Annotated in this window: 17 protein-coding genes; 9 read left to right on the forward strand and 8 right to left on the reverse strand. The window is 68.4% G+C overall.

The window, feature by feature from the left end:
- Positions 1-25: 25 nt before the first annotated feature.
- From ELQ90_RS00410 to ELQ90_RS00440, 7 genes are all read right to left on the reverse strand, one after another.
- Complete coding sequence (locus tag ELQ90_RS00410; RefSeq protein WP_208020530.1) at positions 26-976, reverse strand: NAD(P)-dependent oxidoreductase; 951 nt, start codon at positions 974-976, stop codon at positions 26-28.
- Positions 973-1374 carry a carboxymuconolactone decarboxylase family protein gene (locus ELQ90_RS00415; protein WP_208020531.1) on the reverse strand — a complete coding sequence of 134 codons (402 nt, stop codon included), beginning with the start codon at positions 1372-1374 and terminating at the stop codon, positions 973-975. Before ELQ90_RS00415 ends, ELQ90_RS00410 begins: the two co-directional genes overlap by 4 nt.
- Positions 1371-1808 (reverse strand): cupin domain-containing protein, encoded by a 438-nt coding sequence (locus ELQ90_RS00420; protein WP_128496813.1) that lies wholly within the window; start codon positions 1806-1808, stop codon positions 1371-1373. Before ELQ90_RS00420 ends, ELQ90_RS00415 begins: the two co-directional genes overlap by 4 nt.
- Positions 1805-2770, reverse strand: coding sequence for an NAD(P)-dependent oxidoreductase (locus ELQ90_RS00425; RefSeq protein ID WP_128493306.1), 966 nt, complete (start codon positions 2768-2770; stop codon positions 1805-1807). Before ELQ90_RS00425 ends, ELQ90_RS00420 begins: the two co-directional genes overlap by 4 nt.
- The gene (locus ELQ90_RS00430; protein WP_128493307.1) at positions 2767-3684 is read right to left on the reverse strand and encodes an SDR family NAD(P)-dependent oxidoreductase; all 918 of its coding nucleotides are present in this window, start codon (positions 3682-3684) and stop codon (positions 2767-2769) included. Before ELQ90_RS00430 ends, ELQ90_RS00425 begins: the two co-directional genes overlap by 4 nt.
- A complete protein-coding gene (locus ELQ90_RS00435) occupies positions 3681-4547 on the reverse strand; it encodes an N-acyl homoserine lactonase family protein (RefSeq protein ID WP_128493308.1) in 867 nt (288 codons plus the stop codon). Before ELQ90_RS00435 ends, ELQ90_RS00430 begins: the two co-directional genes overlap by 4 nt.
- A 96-nt stretch (positions 4548-4643) precedes the next feature.
- Positions 4644-5978 carry an MFS transporter gene (locus ELQ90_RS00440; protein WP_128493309.1) on the reverse strand — a complete coding sequence of 445 codons (1335 nt, stop codon included), beginning with the start codon at positions 5976-5978 and terminating at the stop codon, positions 4644-4646.
- Positions 5979-6270: 292 nt separating this feature from the next.
- Here ELQ90_RS00440 and ELQ90_RS00445 point away from each other — a divergent pair, with 292 nt between their 5' ends.
- From ELQ90_RS00445 to ELQ90_RS00470, 6 genes are all read left to right on the forward strand, one after another.
- Positions 6271-7254 (forward strand): Ldh family oxidoreductase, encoded by a 984-nt coding sequence (locus ELQ90_RS00445; RefSeq protein ID WP_166408734.1) that lies wholly within the window; start codon positions 6271-6273, stop codon positions 7252-7254.
- 150 nt (positions 7255-7404) lie between these two features.
- On the forward strand, positions 7405-7602 hold the full coding sequence (locus ELQ90_RS00450; protein WP_128493311.1) for a hypothetical protein: 198 nt from the start codon (positions 7405-7407) through the stop codon (positions 7600-7602).
- A 65-nt stretch (positions 7603-7667) separates the two neighbouring features.
- Positions 7668-8699 carry an LLM class flavin-dependent oxidoreductase gene (locus ELQ90_RS00455; protein WP_128493312.1) on the forward strand — a complete coding sequence of 344 codons (1032 nt, stop codon included), beginning with the start codon at positions 7668-7670 and terminating at the stop codon, positions 8697-8699.
- A gap of 59 nt (positions 8700-8758) precedes the next feature.
- Positions 8759-9010, forward strand: a complete 252-nt coding sequence (locus ELQ90_RS00460; protein WP_128493313.1) for a type II toxin-antitoxin system Phd/YefM family antitoxin — start codon at positions 8759-8761, stop codon at positions 9008-9010.
- Complete coding sequence (locus ELQ90_RS00465) at positions 9007-9267, forward strand: Txe/YoeB family addiction module toxin (RefSeq protein ID WP_128493314.1); 261 nt, start codon at positions 9007-9009, stop codon at positions 9265-9267. Before ELQ90_RS00460 ends, ELQ90_RS00465 begins: the two co-directional genes overlap by 4 nt.
- 29 nt (positions 9268-9296) lie before the next feature.
- Positions 9297-9728 (forward strand): DUF6264 family protein, encoded by a 432-nt coding sequence (locus tag ELQ90_RS00470; protein WP_128493315.1) that lies wholly within the window; start codon positions 9297-9299, stop codon positions 9726-9728.
- An 18-nt stretch (positions 9729-9746) separates the two neighbouring features.
- On the opposite strand, the gene ELQ90_RS00475 is transcribed toward ELQ90_RS00470, so the two are convergent.
- On the reverse strand, positions 9747-10157 hold the full coding sequence (locus tag ELQ90_RS00475; protein ID WP_128493316.1) for a DUF6157 family protein: 411 nt from the start codon (positions 10155-10157) through the stop codon (positions 9747-9749).
- Positions 10158-10239: 82 nt separating this feature from the next.
- On the opposite strand from ELQ90_RS00475, the gene ELQ90_RS00480 reads away from it, so the two are divergent.
- The 3 genes from ELQ90_RS00480 (at position 10240) to ELQ90_RS00490 (ending at position 13694) form a co-directional block, all read left to right on the forward strand.
- Positions 10240-11100: a helix-turn-helix domain-containing protein gene (locus tag ELQ90_RS00480; protein ID WP_128493317.1), complete on the forward strand. Its 861-nt coding sequence runs from the start codon at positions 10240-10242 to the stop codon at positions 11098-11100.
- 158 nt (positions 11101-11258) lie between these two features.
- Positions 11259-12410, forward strand: coding sequence for a diacylglycerol/lipid kinase family protein (locus ELQ90_RS00485; RefSeq protein ID WP_243695939.1), 1152 nt, complete (start codon positions 11259-11261; stop codon positions 12408-12410).
- 114 nt (positions 12411-12524) lie between these two features.
- Positions 12525-13694: an ATP-binding protein gene (locus tag ELQ90_RS00490; protein WP_128493318.1), complete on the forward strand. Its 1170-nt coding sequence runs from the start codon at positions 12525-12527 to the stop codon at positions 13692-13694.
- Positions 13695-13788 lie beyond the last annotated feature (94 nt).

Genomic DNA, 13788 nt, shown 5'->3' on the forward strand with positions numbered 1-13788 from the left:
AGGACCGTCGGCGAGGCGGGTCAGATCATCGCCGCTCCCCCTCCTCGGACGGTGGACCGGAGTCGACGGCGGCGTGCTGCGCTATCCATTCCGCGACGCGGGTGTGGTCGGCGGCGGGCTCGAGCGCGTCGGCGGCCGTCGCCCAGAAGCCGATCGCGTCCTCGCCGAGCTCCGTCGGGGCGCCGACCGCTCGAGCGAGACCGGCGGCGATCCGCATGTCCTTGAGCATGAGCCGCAAGCCGAAGCCCGAATCGAACGTGCCGGGGAGGATGAAGTTCGGCCACTTGTTCTCGGTGGAACCGCTGCGACCGCTCGACCCGTTGAAGACCGACAGCATGACCTCGGGGTCGAGTCCGAAGCGGACTCCGGCCTCGATCGCCTCGCTCGTGACCCACAAGTGCGTCGCGGACAGCAGGTTGTTGAGCGCCTTGACGGCGTGACCGGAGCCGACGGCGCCCGTCGGCACGACGCGGCCGAGGTGGTCGAGCACGGCGCGGGCCTCGGCGACGTCGTCGTCCGACCCGCCCACCATGATGGTGAGCGTTCCGCCCTGCGCACCCTTCACACCGCCCGAGACGGGAGCGTCGACGAGGCGGACGCCGACCGCAGCGAGGCGCTTGGACAGCGCTCGGGTCTCGAGCGGCTCCGACGAGCTCATGTCGACGACGAGGGCGCCATCGGCGAGCGCTCCGGCGGCGAGCAGGTCATCGACGACCGACGTGACGATCGCGGAGTTCGGCAGCATGAGCACGGTGAGGTCCGCACCGGTCGCGGCGTCGGTGGCCGACGACGCCGGGATGCCGCCGGCCTGTGCGAGGCGGTCCCGTGCCTCGTCGCTCAGGTCGAAGCCGCGCACGGTGTACCCGGCAGCGACGAGACGCGACGACATCGGTGTGCCCATGTTGCCGAGCCCGACGAACGCGACCGTTGCCCGTCCTTCGACAGGCTCAGGGGCCGTGGGCGTGGGATCGCTCACTTCGCGGCCTGCTCGTTGATGACCTTCTCGGCGACCCGGAACGACTCGAGCGCCGCCGGAACACCGACGTAGATGGCCGTCTGGAGGAGCGCCTCCTGGATCTCCTCGACGGTGCACCCGTTCGTGAGCGCTCCGCGCACGTGCACGGCGAGCTCGTGCGAACGGTTGAGGGCCGTCAGCATGCCCAGGTTGAGGAGACTGCGCGTCTTGCGGTCGAGACCCGGTCGCGTCCACACCTCGCCCCAGCAGTACTCCGTCACGAGCTCCTGGATGGGACGGGCGAAGTCGGACACGTTCTCGAGCGACTTCTCCACGTGCGCGGCGCCGAGCACGGCCTTGCGCATCTCGATGCCGCGCTCGTACGACTCGGCGTGGGTTCCTTCGGTCGTCACGGTCATGCCTCCTGGGTGTCGGGCGCCGCGGGGGTCTCCGCGTCGCCGGGTTCGATCGCGGGCGCCGCGTAGTCGGCGTCGTCCACGGGGTCAGCCCACACGGTCGTGCCGAGTGAGATCGCAGTGTGCGTCATGAAGGAGTCGGGAGCCGCGCCGTGCCAGTGCCGCTCACCGGGCGGGCACCAGACGGTGTCGCCGGCCCGGAGGACGCGAACGCTGCCGTCGCCCGCCTGGATGAGCCCGCGGCCGGCGAGCACCTGCAGGATCTGCCCGTTCTCGTGGTGGTGCCAGTAGGTGCGGGCCCCGGGTGTGAAGTTGACGGTGTTGATGGTGACGCCGTCGGTCGCGGGCATCGTCACGTAGGGGAAGACCGATCCCGTGAACTGGGAGCCGGGCTTGCCGGCGGTTCCCGCATGCGCGGTGGGCGGAGTGATGATCACGCGTTCGTCTCCTTCTCCTGCGCGCCGTCGGCCGCGGCACCGTCCGACCCGTCGTGCGACGGGTCGTGGAGGCGGACGCCTCCCGAGATGTCCCCGATCGCGTCGACGACGGTGTTGCTGATCTCGTCCGCGTAGCCGAGCGCCCGTGCGAGCCCGAAGCTCGCGACGGGGCCGGCGGAATTGAGGCTCGCGACACCGAGGCTCGTGACGAGCTGCGTGTAGAGCGTCACGTCCTTGAGCATGAGCGTGTTCGTGAGGCCGCCCTTGAGGTAGTCGCCGTGGATGATCTTCGGGAACCTGTTGAGGCTCGCGAAGCTCACTCCCGAGCTCGCGTTGATGACGTCGAGCACCGTCTCGAGGTCGAGCCCCGCCTTCTTCGCCGCGACCATGACCTCCGCCGTGGCGGAGAGCGTCACGGCGTTGAGGAAGTTGTTGAGCAGCTTGACCGTGTGGCCGGCGCCCGACTCCCCGCAGTGGAAGACGGTCGACGAGAAGTGGTCGAGGACGGAACGGACCTGCTCGAGAGCGTCGCCGTCGCCACCGACCATGAGCGTGAGCGTGCCCTTCTCGGCCGCGGCCGCACCGCCCGAGATGCCCGCGTCGAGGTAGACGCCGCCGCGTTCGGCGACCTTCGTCGCGATCGCGCGGGTCGAGTCGGGTGACGAGGTGCTGAGGTCGACGATCACCTGGCCGTCGTGCACGGCGTCGAGGAAACCCTCGGCGTAGACGATGGCCTCGACGACGCGGCTGTCCGGCAGCGACAGCAGGACGACGTCGCTCGCCGCGACGACATCGACGGCGCTCGCGGCCGCGTCGGCCCCCGCGCCGGAGATCGACTCGGCACGCGTGTCGAAGCCGAGGACGGGAACGCCCGCTGCGGTGATGCAGCGGGCCATCCGGCCGCCCATGTTGCCGAGCCCGATGAACCCGATGCTCGGTGTGGTCGTGTCCGCATCCGTCATGATGCGCTCCCCTCGTTCTCGTGGCCGCTCGGCGTACCGCGCCAGCCCTCTCCGTAGAGTCCGTCGTCGATGCTCGTGGGGTCCCAGGCTCCGGCTCCGCCGGACGGACGGACCGTGTTGACGATCGACGCGCCGCCGTCGGCACTCACGATCTCGCCCGTCGTGTACGCGGCGTCGTCGCTCAGCAGGAACGCGACGACTCCGGCGATGTTCTCGGGGGTGCCGGCTCGCCGCAGCGGCGTGGTCGAGGCACGAGCTGTCATGTCGTTGCCGCCGCCCTTCGTGGTCGCCGCGGCGGCGAAGAGCTCCGTCGGCACGATGCCGGGGGCGACGCCGTTGACCCGCACACCGAGCGGACCACCGTAGACGGCGGCGCCGTGCACGAGTCCCGTGACGGCGTGCTTCGACGTCTGGTACGGCAGCAGATCGGCGGAGCCGCGGAGGCTCGCGATCGACGCCGTGAAGACGATGGATCCGGGGACGGGCTCGCCCGCCGACTCCGACCGGTCGCGGTAGTGCCGCAGCGCCGCCCGCAGACCGAGGAACTGCCCCCGCACGTTGACGGCCATGACGCGTTCGAAGTCATCGACCTCGAGGTCCGGGATCGGGGCGAAGCTCCCGAAGATGCCGGCGTTGAGGTGGAACACGTCGATGCGGCCGAAGGCCTCGATGCCCGCTCGCATGTAGCCGTCGACCGCCGTCTCGTCGGAGACGTCGGCGGTGACCGCGATGCTCGCGGTCGGCAGCTCCGCGACGAGAGCCTCGACGGCCGCCGTGTTGACGTCGACGGCGACGACGTGCGCCCCCTCGCTCGCGAGCCGGACGGCCGACGCGCGACCGAGACCGCTGCCGGCCCCCGTCACGACGGCCACGGCCCCCTCGAAGCGGCGGGTCGTGCTGGTGGTTCCGGTCATGCGATGGTCTCCTTCGTCGAGTGCGTCGGCGTCGTCGCTGCCGTTCCGCCGATCGTGGCCGCGAGTCCCGCGAGCGGGCCATCGGTCACGGGCGTGAAGCGATTGAGGGTGTCGGGGTCGTGCCCCGGCACCACGTGGGCGACCTCTCCGGAGGCGACGAGGTCTGTGATGAGGTCGAAGCCGCGGTACATCGCGGGGAGGTCCGCGACGAACGCGAACGGGATGTCGTCCTCGTACTCCTCGTAGTAATGCACCGCGTCGGACGCCAGGAGCACCCGACCCTCAGCGGTATCGACGAAGACGACGCTCTGCCCGGGCGTGTGACCGCCGACCTCCCTCATCGTGATGCCCGGCGCAATCTCGATCTCGCCCTCGAAGGTGCGAAGCCGGCCGCCGTCGTGCACGGCGCGCAGCGCATCGAGCTCGGCGTCCTCGACGGAGTGGTGGAACTGCTTCCGCACGGCGAGCGGCGACGTCCAGAACGCGTACTCCGAGGCCGCGATCGTGACGGTGGACGAATCGAAGTGGTCGAGGTTGCCGATGTGGTCGTAGTGCGCGTGCGTCACGAGCACGGGCGGCGCCTGCTCGGGGGTGATGCCGAGGTGGGCGAAGGCCTCGGCCGGCTGGATCAGGAAGGTGCGCTTGCGGTTGTCGCCGCCGGCTCGCGAGAACCCGGTGTCGACGACGACGGTGCGCTCGGCGTTCCGGACGACCCACACGAAGTAGTCCATGTCGAGCGGTTCGTCCGGCCGCCCGTACAGGTGGTGGTTGAGGTAGATCTCGCTCCGGTGGCCCTGCCTCGTGCCGTACTTCACGATCGTGACCTCGTAGAGGGCGTCCGACTTCGCTGTCGTGTGCGTCACCGCGTTCCTTTCCTGTCGCTCCCGGCCGCTGCCGGGATGATGGCCGCGTGCGCCCTGAGGTGGGCAGCACGCGGCCTGCTCATCCGTCTCGTCGCACTATCGCACGAGAGCGTCGTCCGTCTCCGCTGCATGGTGCTCGGCCGAGATGTCACGGCCGGCGGTCTCCGGCAGCCACTTCCAGACCACGGGCAGCGCGAGCAGCGCGACGAGCACCATGTACCCGGCGGGCGCGACGGCGCTTCCCGTCGCGCCGGCGATCCAGGTCGCGATGAACGGACCGGGTCCGGCGATGAACGCGAGGGCGAAGTTGAAGCCGATGGCGCTCGCGGACGAGCGGCTCGACGCGGGGAAGAGCTCGACGAGCATGACGACCGTCGTGACGCTCACGAGGCACTGCGCCATGGACAGCAGGACGATCCCGAGGACGACCGCGAAGCCGTTGCCGCCCGACATGAGCATGAAGACCGGAATCGGCAGGAGGACGTAGAGCGCCGTGCCCGTGAGGTTGAGCTTCCGCCGCCCGAGGCGATCGCTGAGCGCTCCCGCGATGGGGCACAGGATCATGTAGACCGTGAGGCCGATCGCGCTCATCGTGAGGGCCGGTCCGCGCTCGATCATGAGCGTGGTCGTCAGGTAGTTCACGACGTAGGTCGCGAGGTAGTAGAACCCGAGGCCCTGCACGGCGGCGATCGCCAGGGTCAGCAGGATGGGCTTGAGGTTCTTGCGGAAGTGACCCGTGAGGGGGTTCCGCTTGACCTCACCCTTCGCCTGCACGCTCTGGTAGACGGGCGTCTCGCCGAGCTTCCACCGGATGTAGAGCCCGATGAGCGCGAGGGGAGCGGCCATGAGGAACGGAACACGCCAGCCCCAGCTGAGCAGCGCCTCCTCCGAGAGCGTGTTGTTGAGGAAGAGCGCGAAGAGGCTTCCGACGATCGTCGCGAGGGCGGCGGTCCCGGAGATGATGCTCGCGTAGACGCCGCGGCGGTTCGTCGGGGTGCTCTCCACGAGGAAGGCTGCGGAACCGGTCCACTCACCACCGGCCGAGAGGCCTTGGAAGCAGCGCAGCACCACGAGGAGGATCGGGGCGAAGACGCCGATGGTCTCGTAGGTCGGCGTGAGGCCGATGAGCGTCGTCGCGATGCCCATCGTGAGGACCGAGACCGAGAGGGCGATGCGGCGGCCGTACTTGTCGCCGATCGGGCCGAGGATGAATCCGCCGAGCGGGCGCATGACGAAGCCGACGGCGAAGACGGCGAGCGACGAGAGGATCGCGACGAACGGCGAGGTCTCGGGCGGGAAGAACAGAGCACCGATGATCGCGGCGAAGAAGCCGTAGACGGCGAAGTCGAACCACTCCATGAAGTTGCCGATGCCGACGGCGAGGCCGACCTTCGCACGACTCTGCTCGGCAGAGTTGGTGGGCTGAGCCACGAGTACCTCCTTGTACTGGGGACCGACCCTGGTGGCGGCCGGTGCTGCACGTTAGCAAACACGATTGTCCGACAATCTGTCAATAGCGGATGTGAGGGCTCCGTGACTCCGGCCCCTCCAACACGTCGGATCGGCAATTTCGGCCCGTTTCGACACGACGTTCTCTTGCCCTCCGCTCCATGTCCGACGTATTGTCGGACAATCTCGACCGCGTCCGCACCGTGGTCGAGACCGTCGACGACGACACCCGCTTCCCCTCGTCGGCATCATCGACGCAGACGGGAGACGAGCCGTGAAGATCTCGATCACGGACGCGGAGTCCCTCGGCGCGGGCGCGCTCGAACGGCTGGGCTACGCACCGGCGGAGGCGCACACGATCGTCGACCACCTCCTCGATTGCGAGCTGCGCGGGCTCGTCTACAGCGGCCTCGCTCGCGTGCTCAGCATCGCGGACCGACTCGAGACGCGTCCTCGCGGGTCTCAGCGCGCCGAGGTCGTCCGCGATTCATCCGTCGTGGCGACGATCGACGCTCACGACGAGGTCGGCTACCTCGCGGCACCGCTCGCCGCCGAACTCGTGCGGGAGAAGGCCCTCGCGCACGGTCTCGCCGCCGTCGCCGTCCGCGACATCTGGTACACGGGCATGCTGTCCTACTACGCGGAACCGCTCGCCGACGCCGGACTCGTCGTGATCGCGACGTCGAACGCCTCGCCGTGGGTCGCCGTGGCGGGAGGCGGGGAACGGCTCGTCGGCACGAATCCGGTGTGCATCGCCGTCCCGACGACCGATCGACCCATCGTGTGGGACATCGGCACCTCGGCGATCACACACGCCGACACGGTGCTCGCCGCTCGCGATGGGCGGCCTCTCCCGCCCGGCGTGGCATTCGACGCCGACGGCGCTCCGACGACGGATCCCGTCGCCGCTCTCGCCGGCGCGCTCGCCCCGTGGGGCGGGCACCGCGGCAGCGGCCTCGCCATGGCCGTCCAACTCCTCGGCATGCACGCCGGATCCTCGGCCCTCCCGCCCGAGCTCTCCGGGTTCGGCATGTCGATCGTCGCGATGCGCTCGGACCTCTTCGCCGACGCCGGGCACCTGGAACGCGAGGCGACGGCCTTCGCGGACACCGTCCGAGCCTCCCGACCGCTCGACCCCTCGTCGCCCGTACGCCTGCCGTTCGACCGCTCCCGTGCTCTCCGCAACGAGCGCCGTGCCCGCGGCTCGATCGACGTCGGCGACGCCGTCCTCGACGCCATCCGCGCCCTCGGTCCCTGAGCCTGCCGACGGGCGGACCCTGTCGAAGGGCGGAACCCGCGTCATGATCACGCCTCGCCCCCCTCTCTCAAGTGAGCGACACTCACGCATCGCTCACGAATCCGACAATCGGGGGGCCCAGCAATGGGAGAGAAGAAAGAGGGAGACGAGATGGTCAGCACGGAGTTGCTCGAGGCCGTCGACATCGATTCCCGCATGTATTCGGGGGGACCGATGATCCGCGGACACGTGGAGGTCATCACGACCGTCGAGACGCGGCGCTCGATCCGGGTGTGGTGCGACTGCGAGCTCGGTGAGGACCACGAGTTCCGGCGTCCGCTCCACCGCAATCCGGGTCCTCCCGCCTGATCGACGCTCGCTCGGTGTATGCGAGCGTATGGAATAACCGTGAGCCTGCCGACGCTGCACGGGGCATGACACGCATCGGCTTCCTCTCGTTCGGACACTGGCATCCGGGACCCGGGTCGCGCACCCGGACCGGTGGCGACGCCCTGCTCCAGTCGATCGACCTCGCGGTCGCGGCGGAGGAGCTCGGCGTCGACGGGGCCTTCTTCCGCGTGCACCACTTCGCGCGGCAGCTCGCCTCACCGTTCCCGCTTCTCGCGGCGGTCGGAGCGAAGACGAGTCGCATCGAGATCGGCACGGGCGTCATCGACATGCGATACGAGAACCCGCTCTACATGGCGGAGGACGCGGCGGCCGCGGACCTCATCTCCGCCGGACGGTTGCAACTCGGCGTGAGCCGGGGATCACCCGAGACCGCGGTCGACGGGTACAAGGCGTTCGGCTACGTGCCGGGTGACGGCGAGACCGACACGGACATCGCGCACCAGCACACGGCGATGTTCCGCGAGGCGATCGCGGGTGCGGGCATGGCTCGCTCGAACACGCTCATGACGGGCGTCGACCAGCCCCTCGCGATCCAGCCGCAAGCACCTGGCCTGTCCGACCGCATCTGGTGGGGTGCCGGCTCGCGCGCAACGGCGGTATGGACGGCCCAGCAGGGAATGAACCTCATGTCGTCGACGCTCCTCACGGAGGACACGGGCGTGCCGTTCGACGAGCTCCAGGCCGAGCAGATCGCCATGTTCCGCTCCGCGTGGGCCGAGGCCGGGTGGGAGCGCGAGCCCCGCGTCTCCATCAGCCGCAGCGTCCTGCCGATCGTCACGGACGAGGACCGCGCCTACTTCGGCCGCCGCGAGGCCGCCGATTCCTCCGACCAGGTCGGCTACCTCGACGCGAACACCCTCGCGCGCTTCGGCCGCAGCTTCATCGGCGATCCCGACGTCATCGCCGAGGAGCTCGCGAAGGACGCCGCCGTGCAGGCCGCCGACACCGTGCTCCTCACGGTCCCGAACCAGCTGGGCGTCGAGTACAACACCCACCTCCTCGAGACGATCACGAAGCACGTCGCCCCCGCGATCGGCTGGAAGCCCAACCGCTGAAGCCCGCTGGATCGCGTATCAGTGGTACGCTTTCCTGTACCACCCGAGGGAGTTGCGTCATGACCGCGATCACGGCGACCGAAGCGCGACGCAACCTGTTCGGACTCATCCAGCAGGTGAACGACGACCACTCGGCGGTCGAAGTGGTCTCGAAGCACGGAAACGCCGTCCTCATATCGAAGGACGACTACGACGCCATCACAGAGACCGCGTATCTCCTGCGGAACGCGAAGGGCGCCGAGCGCTTGCTCGCCTCACTCGAACGGGCGCGCCGCGGCGAGTTCGAGACGCACGAGCTCGACGAGGCGTGAGCCGCCAGCTCGCCTTCGACCAGGACGGGTCGGAGGACTACACGTACTGGCAGGGCCAGGACCGGAAGACTCTGAAGCGGCTGGACCTCCTGATCCGCGACATCCTGCGCGATCCGTTCGAGGGGATCGGCAAACCGGAGCCGCTGAAGCACGTCCTGTCGGGCGCGTGGTCCCGCCGCATCGACGACACGAATCGCGTGGTCTACCTCGTGACCGACACGCACATCGTCATCCTGCAGGCCCGCGACCACTACTGAGCCTGCCGAGCGCACGATAGGGTCGCCGCATGTCCTCGCAGCAACCGACGGTCCCGGAGTCGACGCCGCAGGGATCGACTCCGCCCCTCGCTGGACCGGGGGACCCGCCGCCGCGTCGTTCGGCTCCGTGGTCGACGGGCCGGAAGGTCGACGTCACGGCGTCGATCGTCCTCATGGTCCTCGGTGTGATCGGGTTCGTGTTCCTGGCGTTCATCTCGCTGTTCTTCGCGATGATCAGCGATGGGTGCATGTCGGGCACGTGTGACTACAGCCTCATGACCGTCGGTTACCTCCTGGCGCTCGCCGGCCCTCCCGTCGTCTTCGTCGCCGCGATCGTGTGGACGATCGCGCGACTGACGCGAGGCAAGCGCGCATGGTGGGTGCCGCTCGTCGGCGCGGTCGCTGCTCTCGCCGTCTGGGGAGTGGCGATCGCGCTCATGCAGGCGAGCCTCGGCCGTTAGAGCCGCGACCGGCTCGAGTCAGGCGCGCTTCGAACGCATCGCCTTGAGCTGCTTCAGTGAGGCGTCGCCGACGAACGATTCGTAGTCGTCCGACCCGAGCGGCACGAGCGCGACCCGCCCGTCGCTGTCATGGTGGATGCCCCAGCCGTACCGCTTCCCGAGCGGGGAGGATCGCAAGCACGCCTGGTCCTTCGCGAAGAAGGCCGCGCGCGCGGCTTCACGGTCGCCCTCCGGTATGCCCTGTCGGGTGGCGTACACCTCGAACAACACGTCGTCGCTCGTCAGCTCGTACGGACGCTGCGAGATGAGCTCGTACTGGAGCGAGGCCACCGTCGGGCCCTTCGCGCTGACGGGCGGCTCCTCGGGACCCGCCGTCGGACAGTCCTCCGCGACCGCGATGAACGTCGCCGTGTAAACAGTGCTTCCCATGCCCACAGTCTCCGCGGATGCTCGGATACGGGCTAGAAAAAAGACGACACGGTGCCGCTGTCCGTCGACGAGACTAGGGGCCATGACCACGAGCGCAGGCGATGAGGCGAGGCGGCCCATCGTGCCCGATGAGCGGTCGGGCGTCCTGTTCCCTGCCCGACTCGAGCGCTTCGCGGCGAACTGGATCGCCCCCAATCCGTCCGTGTCCGCAGTGGTCGACCAGTACTGGCACGTGTCCTGGGACCTCGACGAGGACGAACGGCTCACTCAGCGCGTCATCGACCTCCCTGCGATCACCCTCACGACTGAGGAGGGAAACGTACCGGCCCCTCTCGTGGTGACGGGCGTACACGCGCGGGCGTGGAGGCGGACGATTCTCGGACGCGGAGCGGTGTTCGCCGTTCGGTTGAGGCCCGCCGGCCTAGCGGTCCTCGGTGATCTCGCCCCGTCGAGCGTCGCGGATTCGACGGTGGCCCTCACACCGGAGCTCGACGCGTCGCTTCACGAGCTGATGAGTTCTCTCGCGTCCGCGGCCGATCCTGCGGCGAAGGCCCAGCGGGCAGACCACGTGATCGCCGGAATCGTCGCGCGGAGGTCGCCGACGCAATCGGGTCTCCTCGCGAACGCGCTGCTCGACGAGTTGCGCACGCGCCTCCACGAACGGACCGGGAAAGCACTCGCCGACCACTTCCACTGCAGCGAGCGCACAATCCAGCGTGCTTTCGCCGAGACGCTGGGGCGAGGCCCCAAGTGGGTCAGCCGCCGCATCCGCCTCCAAGAGCTGGCCCGCCTGCTCGTCGCACGCCCCGACGATGACCTCGCATTTCTGGCCGCCGAGCTCAACTACGCGGATCACTCCCACCTGACGAACGACTTCCGCACCGTCGCCGGAATCTCGCCCGACGCGTACCGCCGCGAAGCGCTGAGCCTGTTGCCCGGATGACGACGGATCGGGTCCACCGTTCCCCTCCCGGACGTCGGCGGATGCTTTTCGACGTCGGTCAAGGGGACGCGTCTTCGCGGCCGATGGCCGTACGCTCGGAAGTCGCGCACCGTGGCGCCGAGCTCCATTCAACGACCCCCACAGCGAGAAGGCTCCGAATGACTGCGAACGACACTCCCGACCGCCCGGCCGACGACGAGCCGGAGATGAACGAGGGCACCGCCGAAGTCACCACGGGCGACGACGGCGTCTTCGCAATGAACGAGTCCGAGGCGGCCGGCGGGCCGGAGACGGACAGCGAACCACCCGCCGACGCCGAGGAGGAGGCGCCCGCGCCGCCACCCGAGCCCGAGCACAAGCTCGCCGCCGTCGTCTACAACCCCGTGAAGGTCGACGTCGACGTCCTCAAGGCCACCGTCGCCCGAGAGGCCGAGTCGGCGGGGTGGCAGGAGACCCTCTGGTTCGAGACCTCCGTCGAAGACACGGGAGCCGGTGTCACGAAGAAGGCGCTCGAGGAAGGCGCCTCGATGGTCCTCGCCGCCGGTGGTGACGGCACCGTCCGCGCCGTCGCCGAGGCGATGTACGACAGCGACGCGAGCCTCGCACTCCTTCCTTCGGGCACGGGCAACCTGCTCGCCCGCAACCTGAACCTCACGCTCGACGACCTCGACACGTCCGTCAACGCGGCCTTCGCGGGCAAGAACCGCAACATGGACATCGCGCTCATGGACATCCGCGACGAGAACGGGAAGATCAGCCGGCACGCGTTCCTCGTCATGGCGGGCCTCGGGCTCGACGCGAAGATGCTCGCGAACACCGACGAGAAACTCAAGAAGAAGGTCGGCTGGCTCGCCTACGTCGACGCGATCTTCAAGGCGCTCCGCGACAAGAACCAGTTGCGACTGCGCTACTCGGTCGACGGCAACCCGGCTCGCTCACTGCGCGCCCACACGATCATCGTCGGGAACACCGGGACGCTCCAGGCGAACGTCCTCCTCCTCCCGGAGGCCGTGATCGACGACGGCTACTTCGAGATCGTGCTCCTGCGCCCGGAGGGCTTCATCGGCTGGCTGCAGATCGGCGTGAAGGTGCTGTGGGAGAACGGGGTGCTCCGGCGCAGCAAGCTCGGCCGCCTCATGCTCACGAAGGACGTCGATGCACTCAACTACGTGAAGGGTCGCGAACTCATCGTGAAGCTCCGCCGGCCGGAGCAGATCGAGCTCGACGGCGACGACTTCGGCAGGGCCACGGCGTTCAAGGCCCGCGTCATCCCCGGCGGTCTCACGGTTCGCGTCCCCGCCGACACCTGAAGCCACGGGCCGTCCGCGCCTTTACCCGACTGTGTATAAGCAAAACTGCGACAGTATAGCGTTTCGCTATACTTGCCTATAAATTGCTATAGCTTGCACGGGAGGACACGCCTCATGGATCCGGTTCGCAACCCTTATTCTCCCGGTGCCGGCCGCAAACCTGCAGCTCTCGTCGGTCGCGACGACGCCCTGCGTGCGTGGGATACCTCTCTGCAGAGAGTACGTATTGGCCGTACCGATCAACCGTTCGTCCTGTACGGCCTGCGCGGAGTGGGAAAGACGGTTCTTCTGTCGGAATTCCGGCGGAACGCTGCCAGGAAGGACTGGATCGTCGCTCAAGTCGAGGCAGGGACAGGCAAGAGCCTCCGTGAACTCATCGGTGAGGCACTCTACGCATCGCTCGCCGACCTCGCTCGACCGAGCGCTGGACGACGCCTCCTCAAAGGCCTCAGAACCGCGTTGAGTTTCAAAGCTTCATACGACGCGACAGGAACCTGGGGCTTCGGGATGGATCTATCGGGTACGCCCGGGGGTGGCGCAGACACGGGCATCCTGGAGACAGATCTCAAGAAGCTCATCAAGGACCTCGCCGAGGCCGCGGCCGAAGAAGAGGTCGGGCTAGCCATTCTCATCGACGAAGCACAAGACCTCGATGACGGTGAACTCGCGACCCTCTGCACCGTCGCACATGCTGCCGCGCAAGACGACTGGCCTGTCTTGTTCGCCTTCGCAGGTCTACCCAGCCTTCCTCGCATCCTCGCAGAGGCGCGATCCTATGCTGAGCGGTTCCAGTACACTCGCATTCAGCAGCTCGACGCGGACGTCGTCGCCGAGGCCCTGACCATCCCTGCAGCCCTCGAGGAAGCCGAGTGGGATGACGCGGCGGTCGAGGTCGTGGTAGGAGCGTCGGGCAGATACCCGTACTTTCTCCAGCAATTCGGTCAGGAGACGTGGAATGCCGCCACGGGTCCTCGGATCGATGAAGCCGCCGCGCGGCTGGGCGTGGCGCAGGGAAACAACCAACTTGACAACGGCTTCTTTCGCGCTCGATGGGATCGGGCGACGCGGTCAGAGCAGGCGTATCTTCGGGCGATGGCGGCCGATGGGGACAACGGAAGCCCTTCGGGCGAGATCGCAGCGAGACTCTCCCGAAAACTCACCAGCCTCGGACCGACGCGCGCTTCTCTCATCGCAAAAGGTCTCGTGTACGCCCCGGAGCACGGCGTCGTGGCATTCACCGTGCCCGGCATGGCAGCGTTCATCGACCGGCAGATGCTCGAATAGCCGGAGCGATTTTTGGTCGGCGCGAGCATGGTTTCCTGATCACGCGAGTGCCCGCCACGAGGCGAGACTTCGTCGCCCACCGCGTCACGATGCG

Origin of the sequence: Labedella phragmitis, from assembly GCF_004078635.1 — a bacterium.
Classification (GTDB): domain Bacteria; phylum Actinomycetota; class Actinomycetes; order Actinomycetales; family Microbacteriaceae; genus Labedella; species Labedella phragmitis.

Excerpts from the sequence above, each read along its gene's own strand:
- ELQ90_RS00415 (WP_208020531.1), bottom strand. The coding sequence starts at position 1,374 with ATGACCGTGACGACCGAAGGAACCCACGCCGAGTCGTACGAGCGCGGC.
- ELQ90_RS00425 (WP_128493306.1), bottom strand. The coding sequence starts at position 2,770 with ATGACGGATGCGGACACGACCACACCGAGCATCGGGTTCATCGGGCTC.
- ELQ90_RS00430 (WP_128493307.1), bottom strand. The coding sequence starts at position 3,684 with ATGACCGGAACCACCAGCACGACCCGCCGCTTCGAGGGGGCCGTGGCC.
- ELQ90_RS00450 (WP_128493311.1), top strand. The coding sequence starts at position 7,405 with ATGGTCAGCACGGAGTTGCTCGAGGCCGTCGACATCGATTCCCGCATG.
- ELQ90_RS00455 (WP_128493312.1), top strand. The coding sequence starts at position 7,668 with ATGACACGCATCGGCTTCCTCTCGTTCGGACACTGGCATCCGGGACCC.
- ELQ90_RS00460 (WP_128493313.1), top strand. The coding sequence starts at position 8,759 with ATGACCGCGATCACGGCGACCGAAGCGCGACGCAACCTGTTCGGACTC.
- ELQ90_RS00470 (WP_128493315.1), top strand. The coding sequence starts at position 9,297 with ATGTCCTCGCAGCAACCGACGGTCCCGGAGTCGACGCCGCAGGGATCG.
- ELQ90_RS00475 (WP_128493316.1), bottom strand. The coding sequence starts at position 10,157 with ATGGGAAGCACTGTTTACACGGCGACGTTCATCGCGGTCGCGGAGGAC.
- ELQ90_RS00480 (WP_128493317.1), top strand. The coding sequence starts at position 10,240 with ATGACCACGAGCGCAGGCGATGAGGCGAGGCGGCCCATCGTGCCCGAT.
- ELQ90_RS00485 (WP_243695939.1), top strand. The coding sequence starts at position 11,259 with ATGACTGCGAACGACACTCCCGACCGCCCGGCCGACGACGAGCCGGAG.
- ELQ90_RS00490 (WP_128493318.1), top strand. The coding sequence starts at position 12,525 with ATGGATCCGGTTCGCAACCCTTATTCTCCCGGTGCCGGCCGCAAACCT.